This window comes from Ideonella margarita (genome assembly GCF_038066635.1).
In the GTDB taxonomy this organism is placed as follows: Bacteria; Pseudomonadota; Gammaproteobacteria; order Burkholderiales; family Burkholderiaceae_C; genus Ideonella; species Ideonella margarita.
The window spans coordinates 46,908-64,125 of sequence record NZ_JBBUTI010000010.1 but is presented as its reverse complement, the minus strand read 5'-3'; the positions used below and the strand labels follow the sequence as shown (position 1 = coordinate 64,125).

General features: G+C 67.9%; 15 protein-coding genes. 5 read left to right on the top strand and 10 right to left on the bottom strand.

All coding sequences use genetic code 11. The annotated features are described in order from the left end of the window. Together guaD and AACH00_RS14755 are read right to left on the bottom strand one after the other, a co-directional pair. Positions 1 to 1,308: a guanine deaminase gene (gene guaD, locus AACH00_RS14760; RefSeq protein ID WP_341399927.1), complete on the bottom strand. Its 1,308-nt coding sequence runs from the start codon at positions 1,306 to 1,308 to the stop codon at positions 1 to 3. Continuing rightward, positions 1,305 to 2,225, bottom strand: coding sequence for a LysR family transcriptional regulator (locus tag AACH00_RS14755; protein ID WP_341399926.1), 921 nt, complete (start codon positions 2,223 to 2,225; stop codon positions 1,305 to 1,307). Before AACH00_RS14755 ends, guaD begins: the two co-directional genes overlap by 4 nt. A gap of 113 nt (positions 2,226 to 2,338) precedes the next feature. Here AACH00_RS14755 and xdhA point away from each other — a divergent pair, with 113 nt between their 5' ends. From xdhA to AACH00_RS14735, 4 genes are all read left to right on the top strand, one after another. After that, positions 2,339 to 3,880 (top strand): xanthine dehydrogenase small subunit, encoded by a 1,542-nt coding sequence (gene xdhA / locus AACH00_RS14750; RefSeq protein WP_341399925.1) that lies wholly within the window; start codon positions 2,339 to 2,341, stop codon positions 3,878 to 3,880. An 11-nt stretch (positions 3,881 to 3,891) separates the two neighbouring features. Beyond that, positions 3,892 to 6,249 carry a xanthine dehydrogenase molybdopterin binding subunit gene (gene xdhB / locus AACH00_RS14745; protein WP_341399924.1) on the top strand — a complete coding sequence of 786 codons (2,358 nt, stop codon included), beginning with the start codon at positions 3,892 to 3,894 and terminating at the stop codon, positions 6,247 to 6,249. Next, the gene (xdhC, locus tag AACH00_RS14740; protein WP_341399923.1) at positions 6,249 to 7,118 is read left to right on the top strand and encodes a xanthine dehydrogenase accessory protein XdhC; all 870 of its coding nucleotides are present in this window, start codon (positions 6,249 to 6,251) and stop codon (positions 7,116 to 7,118) included. The genes xdhB and xdhC overlap by 1 nt, the downstream gene beginning before the upstream one ends. A 99-nt stretch (positions 7,119 to 7,217) precedes the next feature. After that, a complete protein-coding gene (locus AACH00_RS14735; RefSeq protein ID WP_341399922.1) occupies positions 7,218 to 8,006 on the top strand; it encodes a sulfite exporter TauE/SafE family protein in 789 nt (262 codons plus the stop codon). 12 nt (positions 8,007 to 8,018) lie between these two features. Here the strand turns inward: AACH00_RS14735 and AACH00_RS14730 are convergent, their stop codons facing one another. Next, positions 8,019 to 8,831, bottom strand: a complete 813-nt coding sequence (locus tag AACH00_RS14730; protein ID WP_341399921.1) for a Crp/Fnr family transcriptional regulator — start codon at positions 8,829 to 8,831, stop codon at positions 8,019 to 8,021. 112 nt (positions 8,832 to 8,943) lie between these two features. Here AACH00_RS14730 and AACH00_RS14725 point away from each other — a divergent pair, with 112 nt between their 5' ends. Further along, the gene (locus tag AACH00_RS14725; protein WP_341399920.1) at positions 8,944 to 9,516 is read left to right on the top strand and encodes a hemerythrin domain-containing protein; all 573 of its coding nucleotides are present in this window, start codon (positions 8,944 to 8,946) and stop codon (positions 9,514 to 9,516) included. Positions 9,517 to 9,537: 21 nt separating this feature from the next. Here the strand turns inward: AACH00_RS14725 and AACH00_RS14720 are convergent, their stop codons facing one another. The 7 genes from AACH00_RS14720 to AACH00_RS14690 all read right to left on the bottom strand — a co-directional run bounded on the left by AACH00_RS14720 (position 9,538) and on the right by AACH00_RS14690 (position 17,083). Next, positions 9,538 to 10,896, bottom strand: a complete 1,359-nt coding sequence (locus tag AACH00_RS14720; RefSeq protein WP_341399919.1) for a sigma-54-dependent transcriptional regulator — start codon at positions 10,894 to 10,896, stop codon at positions 9,538 to 9,540. Further along, entirely contained in the window at positions 10,893 to 12,839 is a 1,947-nt protein-coding gene (locus tag AACH00_RS14715) for an ATP-binding protein (protein ID WP_341399918.1), read from the bottom strand. The genes AACH00_RS14720 and AACH00_RS14715 overlap by 4 nt, the downstream gene beginning before the upstream one ends. Before the next feature lie 35 nt (positions 12,840 to 12,874). Then, a complete protein-coding gene (locus tag AACH00_RS14710; RefSeq protein ID WP_341399917.1) occupies positions 12,875 to 13,609 on the bottom strand; it encodes an amino acid ABC transporter ATP-binding protein in 735 nt (244 codons plus the stop codon). Positions 13,610 to 13,630: 21 nt separating this feature from the next. Beyond that, entirely contained in the window at positions 13,631 to 14,296 is a 666-nt protein-coding gene (locus AACH00_RS14705; RefSeq protein ID WP_341399916.1) for an amino acid ABC transporter permease, read from the bottom strand. Continuing rightward, positions 14,296 to 15,039: an amino acid ABC transporter permease gene (locus tag AACH00_RS14700; protein WP_341399915.1), complete on the bottom strand. Its 744-nt coding sequence runs from the start codon at positions 15,037 to 15,039 to the stop codon at positions 14,296 to 14,298. Before AACH00_RS14700 ends, AACH00_RS14705 begins: the two co-directional genes overlap by 1 nt. A 98-nt stretch (positions 15,040 to 15,137) precedes the next feature. After that, complete coding sequence (locus tag AACH00_RS14695; protein WP_341399914.1) at positions 15,138 to 16,052, bottom strand: amino acid ABC transporter substrate-binding protein; 915 nt, start codon at positions 16,050 to 16,052, stop codon at positions 15,138 to 15,140. Positions 16,053 to 16,126: 74 nt separating this feature from the next. After that, a complete protein-coding gene (locus AACH00_RS14690) occupies positions 16,127 to 17,083 on the bottom strand; it encodes a transporter substrate-binding domain-containing protein (protein ID WP_341399913.1) in 957 nt (318 codons plus the stop codon). Positions 17,084 to 17,218: the final 135 nt, after the last annotated feature.

Here is a 17,218-nt window from a genome sequence, read left to right as displayed (position 1 = left end):
TCAGGCTGTGAAAGGGGTGGCAGGTCGCTGGTAACGCAGCTCGCCAGCCACCACGGTGGCCACCACATGGCGCTCGTCGCCCAGCGTGAGCCACGCGAAGATCGCATCATGCAAGTCGCGGGCCACGGCCTGGCGACGTTGCTGCACGGGGTCGGCGGCCAAGTCCCAAATCACGAGGTCGGCGAGTGTACCGGCGTTGAAGCTGCCAATTTCGTGAGCCAACCCCAGTGCGTTGGCGCCGCCGAGCGTGGCAGCATGCAGCAAGGCCCACGCGGTGATGCGGCGCCCGGCCATGGCCTGCACCTTGTAGCCGTCGGCCAGGGTGCGCAGCATCGACAGGCTGGTGCCGCCGCCCACGTCGCAACCCATGCTCACGGCGGTGCCGGCCGCCTGCGCCGCCGGCCAGTCAAACAGGCCGCTGCCGAGGAACAGGTTCGACGATGGGCAGTGCGACAGGGCCGCGCCGCTGTCAGCCAGCAGCTGGCGGTCGGCATCATCGAGCCAGATGCCGTGGGCCAGCATGGCGCGTGGCCCCAGCAGGCCGAAGTGGCGGTACACATCCAGGTAGCTGCGGGCCTGCGGGAAGAGCTGCGCCACCCAGGCCACCTCGTCGGTGTTCTCGGCCACGTGGGTCTGCATGTAGAGGCCCTCGTGGCGGGCCATCAGCTCACCGGCCATGGCCAGCTGGGCGTCCGTCGAGGTGGGTGCAAAGCGCGGCGTCACGGCATAGGCCAGCCGGCCCCGGCCGTGCCACTGGGCGATCAGCGCTTCGCAGTCGGCGCGGGCGCCGGTCACGTCGTCGCGCAGGTAATCGGGCGCGTGGCGGTCCATCAGCACCTTGCCGGTGATCAGCCGCATGCCGCGCGCCTGGGCGGCCGTGAACAGCGCGTCCACCGACACCTTGTGCACCGTCGGGAACACCATCGCCGTGGTGGTGCCGCTGGCCAGCAGGCCGTCGAGGAACAGGTTGGAGATCATGGCCGCATGCGCGGCATCAGCCATGCGCGATTCAGCCGGGAAGGTGTGGGTTTCCAGCCAATCGAGCAGCGCCGTGCCCCAGGCGCCCAGTACGTCAATCTGGGCGCTGTGCACGTGGGTATCCACAAAGCCGGGCAGGATGAGCCGGCCGGGGTGGCGCTGCTTCTGCCAGTCGTCACCGGGCTCATCGGCTTGCACAGCCACCACGCGGCCGTCGCGGGCCAGCAGCCAGTGATCAGGGCGCCAGCGCACGGCGGCGTCGGCCGGGTCACCCAGGGCGGGCAGCCCGGTGAAATCAAGGAAGTTGCCGTAGATGGCGATCTGGCTCATGCGGACACCTCGGGGCCGTCCACCAGTTCACGGGCGGTGCTGCGCACCTGCTCGCGCAGCCAGCGCTGGGCGGGCGAATCATGGGCGCGGTCGTGCCAGAGCTGGTAGTAGGCCATCGCAGGGAAGCTGACCGGGCAGCGCACGATGCGCACCGGCAGCTTGCCCACCTGCCGCAGGCAGAACTGGCGGCCGGTGGTGAGCACCAGCCGGCTGCCCGCCACCATCATCGGCGCCAGGCTGAAGTGGGCGGTGCGCACGGCGATGCGGCGCTTCAGGCCCTGCAGCGCCAGGAAATCATCGATCACGCCCTGCGCGCCTGGGTGCAGCGGCGTGGGGGCGAGGTGGTCGCTGTCGAGGTAGCGCTCGGCCGTCCAGCTGCGCGGGCGCAGCACGGCGGGGTGGTCTTCGGCCACCAGGCACACCACGTCGTCGGTGATGAGCCGCCCGAGGTGCAGCTCTTCCGGCGGTTGCAGCCAGTTGCCGATGACGAGGTCGAGCTCGCCCTGGGCCAGCTTGGCGCGGTAATCGGAATCAGCGCTGAGCGGGTGCAGCGACACCTTCACGCGCGGCGCCAGGCGCTGCAGGCGCGACACCAGTGCAGGCAGGAACAGCGGGTCGAGGTAATCGCTGGCGGCCAGGTTCAGGGTGAGGCTGGCGGTGGCGGCATCAAACCCGCGGCCACTGCGGGCGGCGCCAAACAGCACGTCGGCTTCACGCATCAGCCGCTCGGCCGGGGCCAGCAGGGCCAGCGCGGCGTCGGTGGGTGCCATGCCGGCGCCGGCGCGCACCAGCAGCGCATCGCCCGTCAAGCCACGCAGGCGCTTGAGCTGGGCGCTCACCAGCGGCTGGGTGCTGCCCAGCTTCAGGGCGGCGCGGGACACACTGCGTTCAGCAATCACGGTATGCAGGACCTTCACGAGATGGAGGTCGATGTTCGCGAAATCCGGGGCCCGCGTCATACGGCATGGAATATGCTGGTCATTGCCTATATCGTATACACAATTTCACGCCACGGAGTACCGTTGCGCCCATGCACGAAGACCTGCCCACGCGCCCGGTGCGCTTCATCTTCCGCGGACAAACCACGGCGGTGGCCACGCCTGACCCCACCCGCAGCGTGCTGCAGTGGCTGCGCGAAGACGCCCGCGCCTGCGGCACCAAAGAGGGTTGTGCCGAGGGCGATTGCGGTGCGTGCACCGTCATCGTGGCCGAGCTGGCTGACACCCTGCCCGAAGGCCACAGCGCGGTGGTGAGAGACGGCGTGGCTCTGCGGCCGGTGAACAGCTGCATCCGCTTCCTGCCCACGCTGCACGGCAAGGCGCTGCTGACCGTGGAAGACCTGGCCCAGCCCGATGGCACGCTGCACCCGGCACAGCAGGCGCTGGTGAACTGCCACGGCTCGCAGTGCGGCTTCTGCACCCCCGGTTTCGTGATGAGCCTGGCCGTGAGCCATGAGCGCCAGCAGGTGCAGGGCCGCTGCGCCAGCCGCACCGAGCTGGCCGATGACCTGGCCGGCAACCTGTGCCGCTGCACCGGCTACCGCCCGATTCTGGATGCCGCCGAACAGATGCACACCCTGCCCGGCCCGGGCTTGCCACTGACGGGCCTGCGTGAGCAGTTGCTGGCCTTGCGGGCATCGATGCTCGCAGGAGCAACCGCCACCACATCGGCCCCCGTTCATCGCTATCACGCCCCCACCCAGCTCGCAGAGCTCGCGCAACTGCGACAAGCCTTGCCCGACGCCCGCCTGCTGGCTGGCGGCACCGACATCGGCCTGTGGGTGACCAAACAGTTCCGTGACCTGGGTACCGTGATCTGGCTGGGCGACGTGGCCGAGCTGCGGCGCATCACCCACACGCCTGACCGGCGCCTGCACATCGGCGCAGCGGTGACGCTGGAAGATGCCTGGCAAGTGCTGGTGCGCCACTGGCCCACCTTGAGCGAAATGGCCCGCCGCTTTGCCGGCCCGCCCGTGCGCCACGCCGGCACGCTGGTGGGCAACCTGGCCAATGGCTCACCGATCGGCGACAGCGCCCCGGTGCTGATGGCCCTGGGCGCCACGCTGCACCTGCAATGCGGCAGCACCGAGCGCAGCTTGCCGCTAGAGAGTTTCTACCTCGGCTACATGAAAAACGCGCTGCAGCCGGGCGAGTTCGTCAGCGGTGTCAGCGTGGCCCTGCCCGCCCATGCGCAGCAGCAAGGCTGGGTGCACCGCGCCTGGAAGATCAGCAAGCGCTTTGACTGCGACATCTCCGCCCTCAGCGCGGGCTTGGGCCTGAAACTCGACGGCGAGACCATCGTGGACGCGCGTCTGGCCTTCGGCGGCATGGACGCCGTCGTGCGCCGCGCCGCCGGTGCCGAAGCCGCCCTGCGTGGCCAACCCTGGCACGAGGCCACGATGCGCGCCGCCAGCCAGGCGCTGCTGACCGACTTCACGCCCTTGAGCGATCTGCGCGCCACCGCCGCCTACCGCCAGCGCGCCGCCGCCGGCCTGCTGCACCGGCTGTGGCTGGAAACCCGGCTGCACGATCCCCTGCCCGCCAGCGCCACCCGCGCCGCGCCGGTGCTTTGACGAGGCCCGCCATGTTCTCCTCCGCAACAGCCTCCACAACCCCGTCGGCCCCCACCGTCGGCGCCTCGCTGCCGCATGAATCCGCCCTGCTGCATGTGGCCGGCCGCGCCCACTACACCGACGACATCCCCGAGCCCGTGGGCACGCTGCATGCCGCACTCGGCCTGTCGCCCGTGGCCCATGGCCGCCTGACCGGCATCGACCTCGACTTGCTGCGCGCCCAACCCGGCGTGGTGGCGGTGTTCACCGCGGCCGACATCCCGGGCCCCAACGACTGCGGCCCGATCATTCACGACGACCCCATCCTGGCGGACGGCGTGCTGCGCTACCTGGGCCAGCCGGTGTTCGTGGTGGTGGCGCGTGAGCGTGAGCAGGCCCGCCGCGCTGCGGCCCTGGCCAAGTCGGCCATTCAATTTGAAGCCTTGAAGCCCGTGCTTTGCCTGCGCGACGCGCACAAGGCCGGCGACTGGGTGCTGCCGCCCATGCACCTGGCGCGCAGCCAGCAGCCCGGTGATGCCGCCTTGGGCGTAGCGCAAGCCATGGCCACGGCACCGCACCGGCTGCAAGGCAGCTTCAGCGTGGGCGGGCAGGAGCAGTTCTATTTGGAAGGCCAGATCTCGTTCGCGCTGCCGCAAGACGACGGCGGCCTGCACATCCATTGCTCCACCCAGCACCCGAGCGAAATGCAGGCCCTGGTGGCACATGCCCTGAAGCTGGCCAACCACCAGGTGCAGGTGAGCTGCCGGCGCATGGGCGGCGGCTTTGGCGGCAAGGAATCGCAATCGGCCCTGTTTGCCTGCGCGGCGGCATTGGCCGCCCGGCGCCTGGGTGTGCCGGTGAAGCTGCGCCTGGACCGCGACGACGACTTCCTCATCACCGGTCGGCGCCACGGCTTCGAGTTCGACTGGGCCGTGGGATTTGACGACGCCGGCCACCTGCTGGCGCTTGAGGTAAGCCTGCTGGGCGACGCCGGCCACAGCGCTGATTTGTCCGCGCCCGTGCTGACCCGCGCCATCTGCCACGTCGACAACGCCTACTGGCTGCCCGAGGTGTCGATGCACGGCTACCTGCCGCGCACCAACCGCCAGAGCAACACCGCCTTCCGCGGCTTCGGCGGCCCGCAAGGCGCGCTGATCACCGAGATCGTGATCGACCACGTCGCCCGCGCGCTGCAACTCGACACTCTCGCGGTTCGCCGCGCCAACTGGTACGGCACCCAAAGCCACAACACCACGCCCTATGGCCAGGTGGTGACCGACAACGTCATCGAGCCCCTGACGTATGAGCTGGCCAGCAGCAGCGACTACGCCCGGCGCCGCAGCGCCATCGCGCAGTTCAATGCCACCAGCCCGGTGCTGAAGAAGGGCCTGGCGCTGACGCCGGTGAAGTTCGGCATCTCGTTCAACGTGAACCACTTCAACCAGGCCGGCGCACTGGTGCATGTGTACCTCGACGGCTCGGTGCTGGTGAACCACGGCGGCACCGAAATGGGCCAGGGCCTGAACACCAAGGTGGCGCAGGTGGTGGCCCACGAGCTGGGTTTGCCCATGGCCCGGGTGCGCTGCAGCGCCACCGACACCAGCAAGGTGGCCAACACCTCGGCCACCGCCGCCTCCACCGGGGCCGACCTGAACGGCAAGGCCGCGCAGAACGCCGCCCGGCAGATCAAGGACCGGCTGGCGGCGCACCTGGCGGCGCAGTGGCAAGTGCCCGCGCAAGACCTGCGTTTTGAAGGCGGCCAGGTAGTGGCCCCAGACGGCCGGCAGATCGGCTTTGAGGCGTTGGTGTCGCAGGCCTATGTGGCCCGGGTGCAGCTGTGGAGCGACGGCTTTTACGCCACGCCCGGCCTGCACTGGGACCGCCAGACCCTCACCGGCCGGCCGTTTTATTACTTCGCCTACGGCGCGGCCTGCGCCGAGGTGTTGCTCGACACCCTGACCGGCGAATGGCAGCTGGCCCGGGCAGATTTGCTGCACGACGTGGGCCGGTCGCTCAACCCGGCCATCGACATCGGACAGATCGAAGGCGGCTTCGTGCAGGGCATGGGCTGGCTGACCACCGAAGAGCTGGTGTGGCACCCAACCAGCGGCAAGCTGCTGAGCCACGCGCCATCAACCTACAAGATCCCGACAGCGAACGACGTGCCGGCAGCCCTGCACACCCGGCTGTTCAACAACGCCAATGTGGAAGACAGCATCCACCGCAGCAAGGCCGTGGGCGAGCCCCCGCTGCTGCTGGGCTTTGCCGTGCTGCTGGCCCTGCGCGATGCGGTGGCCGCCTGCGGCCCGGCCGGCGCCCAGCCACCATTGAGCGCCCCCGCCACGCCCGAAGCGCTGCTGCGCGCCGTGGACGCCGTGCGCGCACCGTGATGCACAGCCTCATCGGCCATCGCAACGCCGACCGGGCCGGGCACCTGCAGGCGGCTGAGGCCACGCTGGCCGTGGCCCGCCACTGGGTGGCCACCGGTGAGCCGGCGATGCTGGTGCGGGTCGGCCAGACCAAGGGCTCGGTGCCGCGCGAAACCGGCACCTGCATGCTGGTGAGTGCGCAGCATGTGGCCGGCACCATCGGCGGTGGCCACCTGGAGCAGCAGGCCATCGCCCGTGCCCGAGAGCAGCTGGCGCGCGGGCACGACACCCACCCTTCCGCCTGGCCCGTGGCGCTCGGCCCGTCGCTGGGCCAGTGCTGTGGTGGCGCCCTGACACTGCACTTCGAGCCGCTGGACGACACCCGCCTGCGCAGCTGGACGGCACCGGCCCCGCGCTTCACGCTGCAGCTGCACGGTGCTGGCCATGTGGGCCGCGCGGTGGTGCAACTGCTCGGCCAGGTGCCCTGCCAGGTGGAATGGATCGATGAGCGCGAGAGCGAATTCCCCGCCGGCCCGCTGCCCGAACACATCCGTCGGGTGTGCGTGGAACCGGTTGAGGCCGAGGTGCCGCTGGCAGCGCCGGGCACCTTCTATCTGGTGCTGACCCACAACCACGACCTCGACCTGCGCCTGGCCCACGCCATCCTCAAGCGCCAGGACGCGGGTTGGTTCGGCCTGATCGGCTCAGCCACCAAGCGCGCCCGGTTTGAACACCGCCTGCAGGAGCGCGGCATCCCGGCCGATGCCCTGGCGCGCATGCATTGCCCGATCGGTTTGCCGGGCATCGACGGGAAGGAGCCGGGGGTGATCGCGGTGTCCGTCGTCGCCCAAATGCTGCAAGCGCATAAGTTAAGTCAAAAAATGTTTTAGGGGTGCAAATAGCGGGTCGCTTATGCGATTCTCGTTGCAGCGACAATGTTTCAGCCGCCCACTTCGGGCGGTTTTTGCTGTTTCCCCGGGAGTTACCTGATGCAGATGGATGGCCTGACCGCCCTCGCCGGCTTGATCGTCGGCGTGTTGGTGGGTGTGACCGGCGTTGGCGGTGGCTCCCTGATGACCCCGATCCTGGTGCTGATGTTCGGCTGGGCCCCCCAAACCGCGGTGGGCACCGACTTGCTGTATGCGGCCATCACCAAGGTGTTCGGCACCGCCGTGCACCACAACCACGGCACCGTGGACTGGCAAGTGGTGCGCCGGCTGGCGCTGGGCAGCCTGCCCGCCGCGGCCTTGACGCTGGCGTGGATGCACTACTCGGAAGCCGCCCGCGTGAAGGACGGTTTCATCATCAGCGCCGTGGGCGTGATGCTGCTGATCACCGCGCTGGGCATCTTCCTGAAGGACTGGCTGCACGGCCTGGGCAAGCACCTGCGCGTCACCAACACCGAGAAGTTCAAGCACCTGCAACCCCCGCTGACGGTGGTGACCGGCATGGTGTTGGGCGTGCTGGTCACGCTCACCTCCATCGGCGCCGGCGCCCTGGGCACCGTGCTGCTGCTGTACCTCTACCCGCTGCGGCTGAATGCCAGCAAGCTGGTCGGCACCGACCTGGCCCACGCCATTCCGCTGACGCTGATCGCAGGCCTGGGCCACCTGACGCTGGGCAACGTGAACTTCACGCTGCTGCTCAACCTGCTGATCGGCTCGGTGCCGGGCGTGTTGGTGGGCGCCGTCATCAGCACCCGCGCGCCGCTGGCCCTGATCCGCTACGCCATCGGCGCCGTGCTGGCGGCCGTGGCGCTGAAGATGCTCACCCTGTGAAGGCCTGAGGATTCAACCGTTCGCCAGGCGTTCCAGCGCCGGCACGTCCAGCACGTGCACGGTGTAGCCCGCCACCTGGATCACGCCCTGGCTGGTGAAGCTGCGCATCAGACGTGACAGCGTTTCCGGCGTGATCGCCAGCTGCGACGCGATGTCGCGCTTGCGCAGCGGCAACTGCACCATGGCCTGCGCCGCGCTGGGGCCGTCGGGCACACAGTGTTCACGCAGCCAGGCGGCCAGCCGGGCTGGTGCGTCCTTGTGCATCAGATCCTGGGTGCTGCCCGCCAGCAGGCGCACCTCGCGGGCCAGCGTCAGAATCAAGCGCCGGGCCAGGCCGTGCTGGCGCTCCAGCAGCACCTGCAGCACGTCACGCGGCAACTCCAGCACCGTGGCCGTACTCAGTGCGCGCGCATCCTGCGGCGGCGCTTCGCCCAGCCAGGCAGCAGCCACATCCAGCCAGGCCGGGCCGTGCAGGTGGCGCTCGGTTCTGAACGTACCCACGGATTGCCGAACGCCCAGCGCCACGTCGCCTTCGAGCACCGCCACCAGCGCGGTGGCGCGCTCACTGCGGCTGAACAAGGCGGTGCCGGGGCTGACGCGGCGGGCGCGGGCCAGCTCGTTCAGCGTGGCGCATTCGGCCGCCGTCACGGCGGGGCCGCCAAACAGGCCGCCCCAGCCCACGGCATCGGGCAGCAGCGGCGCCATCACCGCGTCGCCGGGCAGCGCGGTGATCAGCACCGCCCGCGACGATGCACGCAAGCGCGTCAGCGGGGCGCGTTCGGGCGGGGTTCCGGTGGCGGTGTGGAGGTGGGCAACTGGGTCCATGGTCGGCGGTCGGTCTCGTTGTGGGGGCACTGTTGCCCAGCACCGGCGCCGGTGTGTTGCGCCAGATCAAGACCGGCCGCAGGCTGGGCACCCGGCAGCGCCACAATCAGACATGGCTCAACTTCCGCTCCCTCGCAGCGCCTCGGCCCCAGCGCTGCACGCCGGCCCCGCCGCGGGCACCGAGGCCCCGTTCGAGTTGCTGGCCGCCTGCCACGAGCGCCTGCAGCGCAGCCTGGGGCTGCTGCAGCGGCTGCTCAACCATGTCGCCCAACTGCCGGGGCAGATGCCTGATGAGCAAGCCACCCGCGCCGCGGTGGATGTGATGCGCTACTTCGACGTGGCTGCGCCGCTGCACCATGAAGACGAAGAGCGCCACATCATTCCGGCCCTGCAGGCCAGCGATGACCCACAGCTGATGGCAGCGGCGCAGCAGATGCTGGCCGATCACGCGCAGTTCCGGGCGGTGTGGCTCACGCTGCGAGCCGGGCTGGCCGACTTGGCTGCGAGCCGTTCACCGGCCGGGATGGCGGCATTGATGGCAACGAGCGACGCGTTCATCACGCTGCACCACAGCCACCTGGGCCTGGAAGACGGGCTGGTGTTTCCAGCCGCTCAAACCCGGCTGACGGCCGCAGAGCTGGCGGTGATGAGCACCGACATGGGCCGGCGCCGCGGCCTGGGCTGAGCACCGGCCGTCAGCGCGGCCTCAAGCCTCTCCGTCAGCGCCGCCGTTGTTCAGGCCGTGCTTGCGGATCTTGTCGTTCAGCGTGGTCTTGGGAATGCGCAGGGCCTGGGCGCTGCGGGCGATGTTGCCGCCCTGACGCCGCAACTCTTCGCGGATCAGGCTGCGCTCGAAGTCGTCCACCGTTTCGGCCAATGACAAGCCAGCCGGCGCGGGGGCTGCGGCCACCGCATCACCCAGCACATCGTTGCGCACGCCCAGCACCAGGCAGTCGGCCACGTTGCGCAGCTCGCGCACATTGCCGGGCCAGTGGTGGGTCATCAAGGCGCGCAGCTGCATGGTGGACACGGTGGGTTGCGGCAGGCCGTAGCGGCTGGCGGCCAGCAGCAGGAAGTGCTCGAGCAGCATCGGAATGTCTTCGCGGCGCTCACGCAGCGGCGGCAAGTCAATCGTCACCACGTTGAGGCGGTAATACAGGTCGCTGCGGAAGGTGTTCTGGTGTGCGCGCTGCAGCAGGTCGTCCTTGGTGGCGGCCACCACGCGGCAATCCACCGGCACACGCTGGTTCGAGCCCAGGCGCTCGATGACCCGGTCCTGCAGCACCCGCAGCAGCTTCACCTGCACGCCCATCGGCATGCTTTCCACTTCATCCAGGAACAGCGTGCCACCGTGGGCGTGTTCAATCTTGCCGATGCGGCGCTTCTGCGCGCCGGTGAAGGCGCCGGCCTCGTGGCCGAAAAGTTCGCTGTCGAGCAGGTTGTCGGGCAGGCCGCCGCAGTTCAGCGCCACCAGCGGCGCCTGGCGCCGGCCCGACAGCTCATGCAGCGCCTGCGCCACCACTTCCTTGCCAGTGCCGGTTTCACCGCGAATCAACACGTCGACCGACGACGACGCCACCCGGCTCACCAGCTGCCGCACCGCTTCCATCTGCGGCGAGCGCCCGACCAGCTTGCCGGCCACGCCTTCCTTCAGCGCCAGGGCCTGGCGCAGGCTGGCCACTTCCAGCGTCAGGCCGCGCTTTTCCATGGCCCGGCGCACCACTTCCACCAGCACCTCTGGCGAAAACGGCTTGGGGATGAAGTCATAGGCGCCGCTGCGCATGGCTTCCACGGCCAGCGTCACGTCGCCGTGGCCGGTGATCATGATGACCGGCAGGTCGGGGTCGAGCTCCTGGCAGCGGCGCACCAGCGACAGGCCGTCCGCCTTGGGCAGGCGCATGTCGGTCACCACCACACCGGCAAAGCCCGGCGTGATGAGCTTCAGGGCGGCCTCGGCCGATTCAACGGCATCCACCCGCAGGCCAGACAGCTGCAGCGCCTGCACGCAACCCAGCTGCATGTGCAGGTCGTCTTCCACCAGCAGCACGGACAACTCGAGACTCATGATGGGGTGTGTTCCTGTGGGTCTTGCGATCGAGGCGCGGCGGGCAGGCGCAGCACGAAGCAGGCGCCGCCTTCCGGTGCATTGCGGGCGTCCAGCTCACCGCCGGCTTCGCGGGCGATGTCGCGTGAAATGGCCAGGCCCAGGCCCAGGCCAACACCCGCTTCCTTGGTGCTGAAGAAGGGCTCGAACAAGCGCTCGAGCACGTCGGTGGCGAGGCCGGGGCCGGTGTCGCGCACGGTGATCACCACGCGCGGGGCAGCGGTTTCATCGGCGGTTTCATCGCCGGGTTCGGGCAGGTCGGGTCCGGCGTTCAAATGCAGCTCGCGCGGATGGCCTTCAGGCAGGGCGGCCATGGCATCGGCGGCATTGCCAATGAGGTTGATCAACACCTGCTCCAACCGGTTCGGGTCACACCAGGCCAGCGTCTGGCCGGGCTGCAGGTGGTTGTGCACCTGCACGCCGCCCTTGCGCAGGCGCTGGTCATACAGGAACAGCGCATTGCCCATGGCCACGGCGGTGTCGGTGCTGGCCGGTTGCGCGGCCGACTTGCGGGCGAAACCCTTGAGCGGCTGGATGATGCCGCCCATCTGGTCAGCCAGCCGGGTCAGGATGTTCAGGTTGCCCTGCACGGCGTTCATGTCGCCGCGGCGCATGAACTCCAGCGCATTGCCCGAGAGCGTGCGGATGGCGCCCAGCGGCTGCGTCAACTCATGCGTGATGCCGGTGGCCAGCTGGCCCAGCGCGGCCATCTTGCCGGCATGCACCAGCTCGTCCTGCGCGCGGCGCAGCGTGAGCTCGGCCTGCTCGCGCTCGGCCACTTCCTTGCGCAGCCGGTTGTTGGCTTCGCTCAGGGCACCGGTGCGCCGGGTCACCTTGTTTTCAAGTTCGGTATTAGCCTGCTCCAGCCAGCGCTTGGCCTGCAGCTTCTGGCTGAGGATGCGGCGCCGCTGGTTCACGAAGAGCGCCAGCAGCAGCAGGAAGCCGGTGGTCACGGCCGCCAGCAGGCTGTGCAGCACCGCCTGCTGACGCACGCGCTGCAGGTCGGTGAACATCATCAATCGCCAGTCCATGCCGTTCAGCGTGCGGCCCAGCACCAGCATGCCGCGGCTGGCCGGTCGTGGCCGCGCGCTGTTGGCATTCAAGCCATTGGGCAAGACGCCCTCGACGATCTGGCTGTCTTCATCGATGCGCAAATCCACCTGCAGCGGAAAGCGCCCCAGCCGCTGCTGGTTGTACATGCGGGTCAGCTGCAAATCGACGCGGCGCTCCAGCGGCAAATCGGCCAGCGTGGTGTAGCGCCATTCGGGCTGCGAAGACAGGATGACCACCTGGTTCGAATCGGCCAGCAGCGCCGGTGCGCCCAGCATGGCCCAAGCCTGGTTGATGGGCTCCAGGCTGATCTTGATGGTGGCCACGCCCGCCACCCGCGCGCCATCATGGATGGGGTGCGAGACGTAATAACCGGGCTGGCTGTCTTGCGTGCCGATGGCGAAATGCCGCCCTACCCGGCCCGACAACGCTTCAAGAAAAAACGGCCGGTAGGCCAGGTCTTCACCGACCATCGACGCGTCACTGGCCGCCAACACCGTGCCGCGCTCGTTCATCACGAACACCGACAGGCTGCCCAGGTGGGCATTCAGACGCCGCAGGTACAGGCTGGCGGCAGCCACGCGCTCGGCCTGCCCCGGCTGGCGCAGCAGGGCCACCACGTCCTGGTTGAGCTGCACCGTGGCCGGCACATGCTCCAGGCGCTTGATCATGCCCTCGACGGCCGAGGCAAACAGGTCCAGCTGGTGGTTGGATTCCGCCCGCAGCGCGTCGGTGCCCTGGCGCTCGCTGGCGCCGAAGCCGGCCCAGCCCGCGGCGAGCACCAAAGACAAAGCGGCCGCAGCCAGAAGCAGCGGCCGCAGCATCAGCCGCCATGGCCTTCGAGGCCATGACATGCTGGGCGGGTCTTGCGGTCCGAACAACGGCAGGTTCAGTGCTGCAGGATCTTCGAGAGGAATTCCTTGGCGCGCGGTGCACGGGCATCCGGGTTGCCGAAGAATTCGTCCTTCTTGCAGTCTTCAACGATCTTGCCGGCGTCCATGAAGATCACGCGGTTGCTGACCTTCTTGGCGAAGCCCATTTCGTGCGTCACGCACATCATGGTCATGCCTTCGTTGGCCAGCTGCACCATCACGTCCAGCACTTCGCCCACCATTTCGGGGTCGAGGGCCGAGGTGGGTTCGTCGAACAGCATCACGATGGGGTCCATCGACAGCGCACGGGCGATCGCCACGCGCTGCTGCTGACCACCGGAGAGCTGGCCGGGGAACTTGTCCTTGTGCGCGCTCAGGCCGACGCGGTCCAGCATCTTCAGGCCGCGGGTCTTGGCTTCGTCGGCATTGCGGCCGAGCACCTTGATCTGGGCCAGCGTCAGGTTCTCGGTCACCGACAGGTGCGGGAACAGCTCGAAATGCTGGAACACCATGCCCACGCGGCTGCGCAGCTTGGGCAGGTCCGTCTTGGGGTCGGAGATGCTGATGCCGTCGACCACGATGTCGCCCTTCTGGAAGGGCTCGAGCGCGTTGACGGTCTTGATCAGGGTCGACTTGCCCGAGCCCGACGGGCCGCACACCACCACCACTTCACCCTTCTGGATGTTGGTGGTGCAGTCGGTCAGCACCTGGAAATTGCCGTACCACTTGGAAACGTTCTTGATGTCGATCATGGCGTTTTTGTCCTGCTGCTCTCAGCGGATGATGGCGATTTTCTTCTGCAGACGACGCACCAGCATCGACAGCGAGAAGCAGATGATGAAGTACACCACAGCGGCGACCAGGGTGGTCTCGACCGGGCGGTTGAAGTTCTTGCCTGCGACCTCGAAGCCCTTGAGCAGGTCATAGGCGCCGATGGCGTAGACCAGCGAGGTGTCCTGGAACAGGATGATGGTCTGGGTCAGCAGCACCGGCAGCATGTTGCGGAAGGCCTGCGGCAGCACGATCAGCTGCATGGTCTGGCCGTAGGTCATGCCCACGGCGTAACCGGCATGCACCTGGCCACGCGGCACGCTCTGGATGCCGGCCCGCATGATCTCCGAGTAGTAGGCCGCCTCGAACACCGTGAAGGTGATCATGGCCGACAGCTCGGCGCCCATCGGACGGCCGATGAGCAACGGGATCAGCAGGAAGAACCACAGGATCACCATCACCAGCGGGATGGAGCGCAGCGTGTTCACGTACGCCGAGGCCGGCAGCACCAGCCACTTCTTGCCCGACAGACGCATCAGCGCCAGCACGGTGCCCAGCGCGATGCCGCCCACCATGGCCACCAGCGTCAGCTGGATCGAGAAGAGAAAGCCCTTGACGACGAAGCTGGAGATGACACCCCAGTTCAGGAAGGAAAAATCGAGTTCCATCAGCGTGCTCCCCCGATCATGCCGGGCACCTGCACGCGCTGCTCGATGAACAGGGCGATGCGGTTGATGGCAAAGGCGGAGATGAAGTAGAGGCCGGTCACGGCCAGGTACACCTCGATGCCGCGCGAGGTTTCTTCCTGTGCCTGCATGGCGAACATGGTCAGCTCGGCGATGCTCACGGCGAAGGCGACCGACGAGTTCTTGATGATGTTCATGCTCTCGCTGGTCAGCGGCGGGATCACCATCCGGAAGGCCATCGGCAGCAGCACGTAGCGGTAGGTCTGCGGCAGGGTCAGGCCCATCGCCAGGCCGGCATAACGCTGGCCCTTGGGCAGGCTCTGGATGCCGGCACGCACCTGCTCAGCCACCCGCGCAGAGGTGAAGAAGCCCAGGCCGAACACCACCAGCACGAAGCTGGGAATGGCGCGCAGCGACGGGAAGATCGAGGGCAGCACGTGGTACCAGAGGAAGATCTGCACCAGCAGCGGGATGTTGCGGAACAACTCCACCCACGCATTGCCGATGCCCACCAGCCACTTGTTCGGCGTGGTGCGGAAGATGCCCATCAGCGAGCCCACGCTCAGCGCCACGACCAGCGCCAGCAGCGCCACGCTCAATGTCCAGCCCCAGGCGGACAACATCCAGTCGAGGTAGGTGATGTCACCGCCGCTGCCAAAACAGCGCGGCACCACTTCACCGTCGATGGTGTTCTTGCAAAAAACTTCCCAGTCCCAGCTCGCCACGCGCGCCTCCCGAGTTCTCGAATCTCATGTGTGGCTGACGTGTTGCCACGCCAGCCCCCGAGCGGCAGCAGCCGGCAGGCCACCGCCGCATCGGCGTCTTACTTCTTGGCGTAGTCTTCCATCGGCTTGTCGTTGGGGTTGGCCCACGCAGCCTTGGTGTTGTCGTTCGGGGGCATGCCCACCTTCACGTTCGCCGGCGGGATCGGCTGCTGGAACCACTTGTCCCACAGCTTGGCGATTTCGCCCGACTTCATCATGCCCTTGATGGAATCGTCCACAGCCTTCTTGAAGGCCGGGTCGTCCTTGCGCATCATGATGGCGATCGGCTCGACCGACAGCACTTCGCCGACGATCTTGAATTCAGCCGGGTTCTTGGCCTTGGCGATGTTGCCGGCCAGGATGGCGCCGTCCATCACGAACGCGTCAGCGCGGCCGCTTTCCAGCAGCAGGAAGCTGTCGGCGTGGTCCTTGCCGAAGACTTCCTTGAAGTCGACGCTGGCAGCGCGCTCATGCTTGCGCAGGGTCTGCACCGAGGTCGTGCCCGTGGTGGTGGCCACGTTCTTGCCATTCAGCTGGTTGATCGAGGTGATGCCGGAGTTGGCCTTCACGGCGATGCGCACTTCTTCCACGAAGGTGGTGACGGCGAAGGCCACGTCCTTCTGGCGGGTGGCGTTGTTGGTGGTCGAGCCGCACTCGATGTCCACGGTGCCGTTGGTCACCAGCGGGATGCGGTTCTGCGAGGTCACCGGCTGGTACTTCACCGACATGCTGGACAGGCCCAGCTGCTTGCGCACGTCGCTCAGCACGCGTTCGCAGATCTCAACGTGGTAGCCGACGTACTTGCCGTCGCCCAGGGTGTACGACAGCGAGCCCGAGGACTCACGCACGCCCATGGTGACGCTGCCGCTTTCCTTGATCTTGGACAGGGTGTCGGCCTGGGCCACACCGGTGGCCAGCAGGGCAGCCAGAGCCAGCGCAGCGCGCGGCGACGGGGAGAAACGGGTCTTGGACATCAGAGCTCCTGGAAGGTCAAGAAATGCCGCTGTTGATTCGCGGCGGTGGAAAACGTGGTGATCATCAACTGCCTTCATGGCAATGGCTGGTCACCCGGGTGACGGTACAACGAGAGCAGAGCCTCCGAAGGGGCCCAGTTGAGATTCAGGCCCCGCGGCGGGATCGGACGCTGAAACCAGCGGCTGTAGATCTTCATCGCTTCGCCCGAAGTGAGCAATCGGGTCAGGCACCGGTCAACCAGTGCCTTCAGCGCCGGCTCGTTGCGGCGCATCATGCAACCGTAGGCCTCGGACGACATCGGCGTGCCGGTGACGATCCAGTCGTCCGGGTTGCGGGCCTTGGCGCGCTCGCCGTAAAGCAGCGCGTCATCAAGCATCATCGCGTCGACCTTGCCGTCTTCGAGCAGCACGAAGGCCTCGCCGTGGTCGCGAGCGGTGACCACCTGGATCTTGCCGCCGCGGCTCTCGTTGTAGGTGCGCAGCAGGCGCTCGGAGGTGGTGCTGGCCGTGACCACCACGCGGCGGCCGCCCAGATCCGGGAAGTCCTTGATGCCGGCGTCGCGGCGCACCAGCATGCGGGTGCTGACCACGAAGAACGAGGTCGAGAACGACACCTGGCGTGCACGCTCGGTGGTGTTCGAGGTGGAGCCGCACTCGATGTCGACGGTGCCGTTCTGCACCAGCGGGATGCGGTTCTGCGAGGTGACAGGCACCAGACGCAGCGTCAGCGCAGGCAGCTTGAGCTCGGCCTTGACGGCATCGGCCACCTTCAGCATCAGCTCGTGCGAGTAGCCCACCACCTGGCGGCGCTGGTCGTAAAACGAGAACGGCACCGACGATTCGCGGTGGCCGAGGTTGATGGTGCCGGTTTCGGCGATGCGCCGCAGGGTGTCACTGCCCAGGTCGGGCTGCGATGCGGGCACGGCGGGCGGCGCGGCCACGGCCGCTTGTGGCGCCACCAGGCACAGGCACAGGCTCATGCCCAACACCGAAGCGGTGGTGCGGAGGATGGCGGCTGGAACGCGGTGCATGCCCTGAGCAATGCAGACAACGTGCCAGATCGGGTTATCCCTGATCAAGTGGCCCCAAGTGCTTGATTCAGGGCCTCGGCGCGACGGAATACCGGACGGATTTCCGACGCACCCACCGGGCAGGTGTCGGAAATC